10 protein-coding genes are annotated in these 10,696 nt (G+C 66.5%); 9 read left to right on the top strand and 1 reads right to left on the bottom strand.

Annotated features, from left to right (window positions below):
- Positions 1-220, top strand: a 220-nt coding sequence (locus tag KIH27_RS21410; RefSeq protein WP_214094976.1) for a type II toxin-antitoxin system PemK/MazF family toxin, incomplete at its 5' end; no start/stop codon positions are given.
- Between the two features lie 180 nt (positions 221-400).
- Here KIH27_RS21410 and KIH27_RS21405 read toward each other — a convergent pair.
- Positions 401-1,411, bottom strand: a complete 1,011-nt coding sequence (locus tag KIH27_RS21405; RefSeq protein ID WP_307856971.1) for a helix-turn-helix domain-containing protein — start codon at positions 1,409-1,411, stop codon at positions 401-403.
- 803 nt (positions 1,412-2,214) lie between these two features.
- On the opposite strand from KIH27_RS21405, the gene KIH27_RS21400 reads away from it, so the two are divergent.
- From KIH27_RS21400 to KIH27_RS21365, 8 genes are all read left to right on the top strand, one after another.
- Positions 2,215-2,529, top strand: coding sequence for a type VII secretion target (locus tag KIH27_RS21400; protein WP_214094975.1), 315 nt, complete (start codon positions 2,215-2,217; stop codon positions 2,527-2,529).
- Between the two features lie 33 nt (positions 2,530-2,562).
- Complete coding sequence (locus KIH27_RS21395) at positions 2,563-4,266, top strand: PPE domain-containing protein (protein WP_214094974.1); 1,704 nt, start codon at positions 2,563-2,565, stop codon at positions 4,264-4,266.
- Positions 4,263-4,697 carry a hypothetical protein gene (locus KIH27_RS21390; protein WP_214094973.1) on the top strand — a complete coding sequence of 145 codons (435 nt, stop codon included), beginning with the start codon at positions 4,263-4,265 and terminating at the stop codon, positions 4,695-4,697. Before KIH27_RS21395 ends, KIH27_RS21390 begins: the two co-directional genes overlap by 4 nt.
- Positions 4,681-5,010 carry a hypothetical protein gene (locus KIH27_RS21385; protein ID WP_214094972.1) on the top strand — a complete coding sequence of 110 codons (330 nt, stop codon included), beginning with the start codon at positions 4,681-4,683 and terminating at the stop codon, positions 5,008-5,010. Before KIH27_RS21390 ends, KIH27_RS21385 begins: the two co-directional genes overlap by 17 nt.
- Before the next feature lie 83 nt (positions 5,011-5,093).
- Complete coding sequence (locus KIH27_RS21380; RefSeq protein WP_214094971.1) at positions 5,094-5,675, top strand: hypothetical protein; 582 nt, start codon at positions 5,094-5,096, stop codon at positions 5,673-5,675.
- Positions 5,676-5,702: 27 nt separating this feature from the next.
- A complete protein-coding gene (locus tag KIH27_RS21375; protein WP_214094970.1) occupies positions 5,703-8,225 on the top strand; it encodes a nucleoporin FG repeat-containing protein in 2,523 nt (840 codons plus the stop codon).
- 235 nt (positions 8,226-8,460) lie between these two features.
- Positions 8,461-8,688 carry a hypothetical protein gene (locus tag KIH27_RS21370; RefSeq protein WP_214094969.1) on the top strand — a complete coding sequence of 76 codons (228 nt, stop codon included), beginning with the start codon at positions 8,461-8,463 and terminating at the stop codon, positions 8,686-8,688.
- A 755-nt stretch (positions 8,689-9,443) separates the two neighbouring features.
- Positions 9,444-10,607 carry a hypothetical protein gene (locus KIH27_RS21365; RefSeq protein ID WP_214094968.1) on the top strand — a complete coding sequence of 388 codons (1,164 nt, stop codon included), beginning with the start codon at positions 9,444-9,446 and terminating at the stop codon, positions 10,605-10,607.
- The last annotated feature ends 89 nt before the right edge of the window (positions 10,608-10,696 follow it).

The following is a 10,696-nucleotide window of genomic DNA, read 5'->3' as shown; positions in this document are numbered from 1 at the left end:
GAACCTCGACACGGTACTGGCCGCCCGGATCACGACCACCAGCAAGAGCGCCGCAGTACCAACGGTGGTGCCGCTGAGCGCCGCGGATCCGCTCGTCGGGTTCGTGCTGGTCGACGACCTGGTGCAGCTCTATCACGACGAGCTAACCGAATCCTTGGGCGCACTGTCGCCGGCGACCATGCTCGCAATCAGCCGGGCTCTGCGGATCGCCCTGCCCTGAGCCGTCTGCGACGACCAGCGCGGCGTGGGGGAGTGCACCTTGCTCCGTGGCCGCCGCATCGGCATGGCGACGAGCCTTGGACCGCTGGATCCGCTGTAGCTCCATGGTGACCTGCGCACGGCCGGCGCCGACCGCGGCGGCCTTGCCGATGGCGGGCGGGATTGCAGGTCCGGCTGATCGTCACGGTCGGCGTCGGCGCACGATGTCGTCGATGACCTGCCGTGCTGCGGCCCGGGCCGGTCCGTGGAGGGCGGCTTGCCCGATCTGTCGGCCGTGTTGGTGGTCTGCGCGGTCTTGGGCAGTCCACGCCGGTGGCTGGTGCCCCCTGGTGGCCAAGCTTTCTTGAACGGTGCGGGCGTCGTCGAGTGCGGCGGGGCGTGCGGCGGGGTTGTCGTGCCAGGCGAGCATCGCTCCGAGTAGGCCGATGGGCTTGTGTGGGCTGTCGGGTATTTGGCGGCCGACGCCGAGCCAGTCGGTGACCAGCGCGTTGAGGTCGTTGGGGGTCCAGCCGTGCCGTGCAGGTTCTGCGAGCTGTGCTGCCCAGGCTGAAGGGCTGTGGCGCCGGCTCCACGGTGGGGCGCCTGGGTGGGCGCGCCAGGCCACGGCCAGGGCCGCCCCACCCTTGTCTGGGCTGCTGCGGCGCTGTGCGCCGCCTTGCCGTCGGCCCGTAGGGTCGTCGGTGTCGGTAGTAACCAACTCCTTAACAGGAGTTTTATCCCTTACGGGACCGCTACGCGGGTGGGGTGACATGTTGTGTACAAATCGCCGCAATGCGGGGGTGTCGTGCAGTGCCCAGACGCTGGCCCAGCCGCGGGATTTGTCGCCGCAGCGCCAGCTGGCGAACCGTTCGGTGCGGGTGCGTTTGCGGCCTCGCAGAATTTCGGTGGCAACGCCGAGCAGTTTGAGCGCTTCGCGGCCGCGCTGGACTTGCCGGTCGGACAGTCCGGTTGCGGCGACGATGCGGGCGTTGCTGGCCCGGGCGTTGCGGCCGGTGGCGTAGTCGGCTGATTGGGCCAGGGCTGCGGCGATGAGGATCAGTGTTTTGCGGGCGACGCCGCCGTTGCACATCCGTGGGCGGATCGTTGCGTAGTGCAGGTCGTAGGCGCAGGCGACGGTGACGTGGGCCCAGTGTGCCCAGCCTTTGCTCCAGCAGGGGACCCCGGCGTAGGCGTCGGGGTCGAGTTCGAGCACGACGGGTATTCGGGTGCGGGGTGATTGCTGGGTTCGGGGGTGTGTGGTGCAGCCGGCGAGGGCCAGTGCGAGGGCGCGGGGGCCGGTTCGGGCTGTTCCGCGGTGTGGTCGCTCGGCGCTGCTGCCCCGGTAGGGCAGGTGGGGCGGCGGCGTTGCGGGAAGGTCACGGTTTTGCTCGTGTGCTGGACCGTGGTCCAGGCATGAGTTACCGTGGGAGGCGTCTTTCACTGACGGTCCCTTCGTGGGGAGGTTCACGCGAAAGCAGTTGTTCGAGTTGGAGCCTCGGACTCGGTGCCCTCGGTCGGTTTTCCGGTCGAGGGTTTTGCCGTTGTGGTGCTTTGCGTGCGGGTTATGTATTTGTGTTCAGTGGTTTCCGGTGGGTCGGCGTGTGACCGGCCCGGGTGCTCCTTTCACCTGGTGAGTGTGGGTTTTGTACCGCGTGGTCTGGTTAACCAGGCTGGTTAACCAGGCGGCGGTTGGTAGCAGTGTGGCGCACGGTACGACGGTGTCGGCGCAGACACGCCGGGGCTGCGCCCCGGCCGGGCTGTCGCGTCGCCAGCCGGCACCGGGGGAGGATCCGGTGGCAGGTCAGGCGATTTGACCGCAGGACTGGTCCGGATGGCCGTTGCGGCCGGTCGCGACGCACCGATGTGTCGGTGATGCTCATGTGGCACACGTTAACGCACTTTCACGCATGGTAGTCAAATTTGTTGGCACACCGCGTGTCAATTGCGTTATTCTGCGTTACAGTGTGTGATACACAGGGATTGGTGCGCGTTGTGGGCACCAGGGGAAGGATGGCGATGACTCCTCAGACGATCAGCTGGGATGCGGTCCCGGCCAACGCGAGCGCTGCTGATTACGAGGCTGCGGCCACGGAGCTGGAGACGCTGGCGAACACACCGCCGGTCTCGATCGACGAACTGCGCACCACTTTGGGTAAGGCCTACAGCGTGTACCTGGAGGCTGAGCAGCGCACGCAGGAGGCCCGTAAGGCGGCGTTGCTGCGGTTGGCGGCGTCCTACCGTCAGCTGGCGCAGGGCACCAAGGCTGCCACGCAGACCTTTGAGGCCGGCGAGGATGAGGGGCGCCGCAAGGTCGAAGGCATCTTGACCTAGCCGTGTGTCCGGCGTCTGTGATGTGGTGAGGCGATGGCCTACGAGGTTTCGGCGGATACCGCCGCTCTGAGTTCTCACGGTGCCGCCCTGGCAGGCAGCGTGGGATCCGGGGTGGCGACACCGGCTGGGTGCGTTCCGGCGGGCAGTGATGCGACATCGGTGGCGGCGGCGGCGACGTTTTCCCAGCGGGAGGCGACCTTGGCGGGTCTGCTGGCCCATGCGGGGGCGTTGCGTGCTCAGGGCGGGCAGGCGATCACGGCCACGGCGGCATCGCTGGCGGCGACCGAGGCGGCCAATGAGGCGGCGGTGTCGGGAATCCTTCATGGTCACACCGGTGCCCCGGGGGGTGCGGGGGTGCCGACCGGTGCGGCGGCGGTGCCACCGCCGCCGCCGTCGGGATTGCCGGCCATACCGGTGACGGGGGTGCCGATGCCTGATGAGGCGTGGTCGGCGGCGATTCATGGTGGTCCTGGTGCGGGTCCGCTGCGCGAGTATGCGGCGCGGATGCAGAACTTGAGCACGTCGTTGGCGTCGTTGTCCGATGACATCGCCTCGCACGGTGATGGTGTTGATGCCAGCTGGGGTGGTGGCCGCCAGCAGGCGGGGGCGAACACCCGCCAGATGGGGCAGTGGTTGGCGTCGGCGGCACGGTACGCCGCGCAGATGGCCAGCGCGGCAAGCAATCACGCCACCCATGTTGAGACCGCTCGGCAGGGCACGCCACCGCCGCAGCAGTTTGTAGCCCTGCATCAGCGGGTCGCTGACGGGTACCGGGTCTTTCAGTCGACCGGTAATCCCGTCCAATTCCATGCGGCCACAGCGGATTTGACGGCTGCTCGTCAGGAAGCCAGTGATCATCAGGCCGGCTACATCGCAGCCGCCCAGGGTGCGACGCAGGACTTGCCCACCGAACCGCAGCGTGCTGACGGTATCGCCGACAAAGTCGATCCCAAGGCCAACGAAGGTGCCGAGCCCAAGCCCGGCGGGTCCAGTGACGACGACGCCGCCGGGGCAGGTAAGGAGGCTGACGGTACCGATGACGAGGTGGCAGACGCCGACGACAAGGTCAGCGCGGCGGTGCGGGCAGCCGCCGCGGAGGCCGGTGAGGCTGAGCGTGCCGCGGCCCGCGAGGAACCATTAGCAGCCGCGGCCACAGCAGCGGCACCCCCCGGTGGGGGAATGCCCGGTGGGGGAATGCCCGGTGGGATGCCTTCTGGGGGAATGCCTTCCGGTGGGATGCCGGGTGGAGGGATGCCGATGTCGGCGCTGTCGCAGCTGGCCGGTCTGGGGCAACCCAAAGGGGATTCCGGTGGCGATTCGGGCGGTAATTCCGGTGGTGATGAGCCTGATGAACCGGGTGGGACGATGCCCAGCAGTTTCGGGGGCGACCTCGGCTCCGGTGGTGGTGGCGGTGCACCCGCGATGCCGGTCATGTCCTCACCCGCCGCCGGCATGGGTCTGGCTGGGGCCGGTGGGCCTACACCGGGTCTGGGTGGGTTGTCAGGGGGTGCTGGTAATAGTTCCGGTGGTGGGCGCATGGGTGGCGGGATGTTCCCGCCGATGATGGGTGCACCCGCTGGGCAGCAAGGCGAGGCGGAGCGCGACAAGGACCTGAACCCGGACAAGCGGGTGGTGCACCGTGGGGTGTCCAACACTGAGCCGGTGTTCGGAGAATTGGAACGCACGCAGCGGCGCCGCCCTAAGCGGCCGGCACAAGATCAGGAGGTCCAGTCATGACGGTTCCGTCGAAGCCGGGGCGAACTGCCGCGCAGGACGCTGGAGAGGTTGCACAACTGGTGGAGCGACTGACCGGGATGCTTGATGCGGTGTCGGCGTTTCAGAGCCGAGTGCGTAACTATGTGCACTGCGGCGACGAAGACGATGAAGTGGTGATCAGCCACGACGCCAATGGCCGGCTGGTGGAGGCGTGGGTGCAGCCCGGGTTGCAGCACAAGCTCACCGTCGAAGAGCTCGAAGATGCAATCAACGATGCGATCACCCGCAATGTAGCGGGCACCGCACGCGGTGTCGAACAGCTGTACACGGATTTTTTCTCCACGTTCGCTGAACCGCCCTTCACCGACGATCTGATGCAGAACGTCGTAGGCGTGGAGATGGTGCAGGTATTCCAGAAGGCAGGAAGGATCAACGATGAGCGCGGACGCTAACCACGTAATCTCAATGGAGAGCGCCGGATTGGCGGCAGCGACCGCTCAGGAGGCTGGTGCGACGCAGTCGACAGCGGCACAGTCGGCTTCCCCCGAACTGGGTACGGCAGGGGCCGGGTTGGACCCGGTCTCGGCGCTGATCATGGCCGAGATGGCTCAGTGGAGCGCCTACGATGAAGAAATCGCGGCAGTCAGCGCGGCGCTGGGTCTGAAACTGGGTACCGCCAGTGCGACAACGGTGGCCGACGGGACCGCCACCGAGGAACAAAACGCGGCCAATGTGCAGGCCATCGGCCCAACGCTCCTCGCTTAACGGGGAGACTTTCACCAGGAAATAGCGGACACTAGGACAAACGCGGTGCACGGCCGCAACGCAAGGAAGGGCGGCGAAATCAGATGACTGAGGTCGATCACCGCACCGTGGCACCCGTCGGCCCGCCGCCGGCGGCCGGTACCTGGCCACCGCCGCAACTGATCCCACAGCCACCATCGTGGGGGCAGCCGCCCGCCTGGGGGCAACCACCCCCACCCGCGCCCGCACCCGCATGGCGGAATCGTTGCCTGCGCACCACTGCCACCGCGGCCCTCGCTCTGATCGCGGGGCTCGGCGGCGGGTTGCTCGGTGCCCACATCGGCCCCAGCACCCGAACGGACACCGCGGCCGTCAACGCCCAGAGCCAACACCAGCAGGACATCAACCTGTGCAGCGTGTACGGGATGGTCAACGCGGCAGGGTCGCACCCAGACCAGACCCGCACCGAGGGCCTGGTCTACGTGGTGGCGATGCAGCAAGCCCTCGACGCCAACCCAGGCGCAAGCCCCCAGATCCGCTCCGCCATGGCCGACGTCTTCAGTGCGCTGCACCAAATAGCGGCTTACAAAGTCGACAGTAAAGGGCTGTCTCAGCAGCCAGCCCTCGATGACGCCGCAGCAAAAGCTGCATACGACCATGGCCGTCAAGTGTGCGGGCTGGATTAGGGCCGGCGCATGTTCGGTGATGGTGATATGCCGTGTCCGCAGGACAAGGTCGCGGAGGTATTGGGCATTCCGCCGATCTGGCCGGGCGTCAGCTCGCACCAGTTGAGTGAATCCGCGGCGAGGCAGAAGACGAAGTCGGCCAGCCACACCGATTTGGCAGAGACGCTCAAGGACGGGCGGATGCGCCAGTCCGACTACCTGCGTGGTGCAGCCGGTGATGCGCGGCATCAGCTGCTCAGCACCATGATCGACTACGCCTACGACGCGAGTGATCACTACAAGCGCAGATACGACGCGGCGACGGGGTACCAGGCCGCGGTGTACAGCATGAAACACCAACTGACGGCGATTCACGATGCGGCCCTCAAGGACTACAACGCCAACGGCGCGAACAACAAGGCGCTGATCCAGGTCATCACCACCTACCAGGGCGAAGTGGACCAGGTGGCCGCACAGGGCTTGGAAGACGCCGCAGCCGTCTCAACACCGCAGCCCCCACCAAAACCGCCAACCAGCCACGGAGGCATACAATGCTACGACAACAAAACACACCCAGACCAGCAGGGTAACGGCAACAACCCAACCACAACACCGGTCAAAGGCGGATCAAGCACCGACCAAGGTATCGGCAGCAGCAGCCAAGCCGACCCAGGCACAACCGGCAACAACGGCATCGGCAGCAACAGCCAAGCCGACCCAGGCGCAACCGGCATCGGCAGCAGCAGCCAAGCCGACCCAGGCGCAACCGGCAACAACGGCATCGGCAGCAACAGCCAGGCCGACCCAGGCGCAACCGGCCTTGGCAATAACGGAATCGACAGCAGCAGTCAAGCCGACCCAGTACAGCCGGGTGGTTTGGCGGGTCTCCCTGGTGCGGGTGGTGCGCAGTCTGGTGGTGGGCGTCCGGGGTCGTCTGGGTCGTCGAAGGCTCCGTCGATGCCGTCGATGCCGTCGATGCCTGGTGGTGGTTCGGGTGGGATGCCGAGCATGGGTGGTCTGCCCGGTGGTGGCGACGGTGGTTTGAGTTCTGCGGGTTCAGGTTTGGGCTCAGCAGGCTCTGGGTTGTCGGGTGCGGGCGGGTTGCCCGGTGGAGATGGTGGGTTGGGGTCGGTCGCGTCGTCTGGTGGTGCGGTGCAGCCGGCGGCGACCGCATTCCCGGGTACATCCCAGTTTTCGCAGGCTCTTGGCGGCTCGGGCCTGGGATCGTCGGGGGCGTTGCCTCCTGCCGCACCGTTGACGCCGTTGGCGTCGCAGTCGGTGCCGATGTCAGCGCAACCGATGCCGCCGGTGGCGTCGGCGCCGGCGCCGACGTCTGCGGCATCAGCCGCAGACCCGGGTAGTTTCGACGGTGGTGGGTCGATGATGCCGCCGGTGGGCGGTATGGCCGGCGGTGGTGGTCCGACTGGTGGTGTATTGCCTCCGTATAACCCGGCGGGTGCCGGTGGACAGGTGCCGTCGGTGCCGACGTCAGCGGCATCAGCCGGGGTTGCATCGGGTGCGGGTGCTGCGGCGGCTACCGGCGGCGGTGGTCAGGGGCCGGGTGGGTCGGCGGCCCCGGTGGTGGCCAGCAGTTCTGGTGGTGTCGCGGCGGGCATGTTGCCGCAGGAGGATGTCAATCCTGATCTGGTGGATGCCCGCCGGTTACTGGAGGGGTTGGTGCGGGGCACTGAGGCCTCCGGGGATGACTTGGTGCTGACCTGGGCGGTGTCGGTGTTGCAGACCGCGTCGGGTCCGCGCACGGTTGTCGCGTCATCGATGGGTGGCGGCGAGTATGTGCCGGCCGGGGTGTTCTTGCCGACCGGGGTGCGGGTGGCGGTGCGCGATTTCGATCTGCCGATGGGGTGGGCGGCCCAGTTCATGGGTTGGCCGACACCAGTGGATGTGGTGTTAGCGCACGCTGAGGCGGCAACGGAACGTATTGCAGGCGTGCGGATTTCAGCTATTGCAACGTCCGACCCGTATTGCGCGAAGCCGCCTGGGGTGACTGATTTCGTTGCGGTGTCGGGTCGCGACATTCTGCGTGGGTCGGGTCCGACTCCGGTGTTGGATGGGTGGCATCAGCATCGGTTGGCCGGTGTTGAGCCGACCTTGGCGCAGCGGATTGCGGGCCTGGATCGGGGTCCGAGTGCGGTAGGCACGTTGGCGGCGCAGATCAGTGCGCAGGTGGTGCGTGCCGCTGAGGAGCAGTCGTTGGTCAACAGTGCGGATGTTGATGTGCTGGTGAAGATCGGCGATGGTCGGCCGGTGGATTGGGCGGCGCACTTCCGGGGTGTGCTGGATCGAGACAATCATGCGGTGTGGCTGCCGGATGCGGCGGCGCGGGCGATCGACTTGGATGATGCGCCGGCGTCGGTGGCGACGCGGGACCGGTATCAGCGGTTTTACCGGATGGGCCGGCTTGTGGAGTTGGTGCGTTGCTGGCGTCATCAGCCGGTGTCGGTGGCCGACATTGCCTACTGCGCGGTGTTGGCCGGTTTCGGGCCGCAAGTCGCGGCGGTGGTGACGCACTGGGAGGCCAGTATGCGACCCGGTGCCGGTTCGCCTGCGTAGGCGTGAGTTGTGCGGCGCCGCGAGATCTCGACCAGGTCTGCAATATCCGCGGGCGATCAAGCCGGCGGTGGAGGTCGCCTGTGACGATGGCCAGGCCGCGTTCCACGATTTGTTGGCCTTCCGCATTCTTCAGGTATGTGCGGCGTTTCAAATCGAACCCGTTGAGACTCACCGCGATGGTCGTCGTTACGACGAACCCCGCCGGCCACTAACTAACCCCGAAAGGACCTAAGCAATGGGCCTCCTCGACACCCCAGACGGCACGACTCCAGCGCCCGCGCTCACCGTCGACCAGCAGATCGCCCTCCAGCACGCAAAGGCAGCGGAGAACATCGCACGCCACCTCGACGACCTCAACAACTACCTGGTCAACACGCAAGCGGTGCAACTGCAGACGATCGTCAACACGCTGGCGGAGGACTTCCGGAAGCGCCATGGCCACTATCCCGGGAGCGAACGGTAACGCCAGGACCTCTCCGCTACCACGGGGCGAGGTCTGCACCGGCGCGGTGGCGAGGTTGCACACCCCATGGGTCGCACTGGCGACGGCCCTGTCTGAGCGCGGACGATGCAGGCGGTTAGCAAAGCGCTCCGCGTAGCGCTGCCTTGAATCTTCCCGCCTTCAACGGGCGAGAGGATTCACGCCCATGTGTTCATAGTGTGTTATATTGTCTTTATCAATGTTGGTAACACACTTGGTTTGGGAGGGTGCGGTGTCGGTAGCGGATGAGCGTGGTGCCGGGCCGTTTCTCGATGGTGAGGTTGTGGACAGTGTGGTTGCGGCGTCGGCGGTGTCGGCGCGGCGGTCGGTGTTGGTGAATGTGGCTCGGCAGGGGTATGTGTCGGGTGTTCGGTTGCTGAATCCGGCTGTGGGGTCGTGGGATTCGGCGACGTTGAACGAGTATTTGTGTCGGGTTGCTGGGGTTGCGCATGACCGGTATGTGGCGATGCGCCGTGCGGAGACTGATCGTGCTGGTGGTGAGGCGGAGTTGATGTCGGTGGCCGAGCAGGAACGCCGGCTGGATTTCTGACGGTCTGGAAGGGGATGGGATTGTGAGTACAGGGTCAGCGGCTGAGGCGGTTCGTTCCGGCCTGGCGGATCTGGTGGGTAAGACCGTTCGGGCGCACAACTACGACGGTGAGGATTGTCGCGGCGAAAGGACAGCCCGGGAGAATCAGCGCAGTTATGCGGGGCGTCTGGATGACTACAAGGTTCGGTTGACGAAGCTGCATCACTTCATTGACCGGGTGCGGTTGGAGGAGCGTCTGAACCATCAGCCGCGGTTGACCAAGCAGGGGTGGGCTGATTTCACCAAGGAGATCGAGGAGATCACCGGTGGAATGCGGCAGGTGGTGCGGGAGGCGGAGGCGGACGGTCAGGCCCATAAGCGGGCGACGGAGGCGTTGGCGGAGAAGTGGCGGAGTCTGACTGTCGATGCGTCGGGCGGGGAAACACCGAAGGGTGAGCAGCCCGGTGGTGCCAACAAGCCTGAAGGCGACGGCAAGGGTAATGACGGCAAGCCCGAGGAGAAGAAGGACAACGAGAAAAAAGACGACGAGAAGAAGGACGATGAGAAGAAGGACAACCCGCCGCCGGCGCCTGAGAACCCTCCGGTGCCGCCGGCAGCGCCTGCGGCGCCCGCTGAACCGCCGGTACCGGCGCTGGGGGCGGGTCTGCCGGGCTTGGGTGGTGGGATGCCCGGTATGGGTGGCGGGTTTCCGGGGATGGGGGGGATGCCGTCGCTTGGGGGCGGTGGGATGCCGTTCTCGGACCTGGGGGCGTTGAGTGGGTTGGCGCGTCAGGCTGATCAGCTAGGTCTGCATGACGACACCGACGGTAAGGATGACGCCAAGCAGGTGAAGTTGGAGCAGCCCGGTAACGGGGAGAACGGGGCCGGTGGGGCTGGTTCTGCGGCGGGGACACCGGTGGTGAACGGTACCGAGAATGGTGCAGGCAACGCTGGTGGTGGCGAGGGTGGCACCGCTGGTGGTGAGCACGCCGGTGACGGTGGTCAGCTCGTTGACGCCAAGAGTACGCAGGTGCAGCTGCCTAACGGGGATCTGGTGGAGGCGCGCAATGGGATTGGGGCGCGGGCGTTGCGGGCGATGCTTGATGGGGCGTCGGTCAGTGAGGCCTACCGGCAGGCGCAGGTGACGTTGCCGCCGCCGGGTACTCCGGTGACCGAGCCGGTGCCGCCGGCGCAGTTGAAGGCTGGTGATGTGGGGATGTGGAAGGACCACATGGTGCCGTCGTTGGGTGGCGGGAAGGTGTTGGTGTCGGGTCAGGTACAGCCGTTGGAGAGTGTGGGGTCGGGGCCTGATTTCTTGGGGTGGTTCGATCCGACGGCCGCGGCGGTTCGCGGTGCGCAGCACACGGTGTAGGTGTACTCGTGTTCCCCACGGCTGTGATCGTGCCCGGTTCTGAGCGGAGCCGTTGATGTCTGGGGAGGTTGAGGCGTTTTTGGCGGCGT

The sequence above is a fragment of the Mycolicibacter acidiphilus genome, from assembly GCF_018455725.1.
GTDB classification, from domain to species: domain Bacteria; phylum Actinomycetota; class Actinomycetes; order Mycobacteriales; family Mycobacteriaceae; genus Mycobacterium; species Mycobacterium acidiphilum.
Note: the sequence above shows the minus strand (reverse complement) of the source record. Positions and strands in the feature narration are given on the sequence as shown.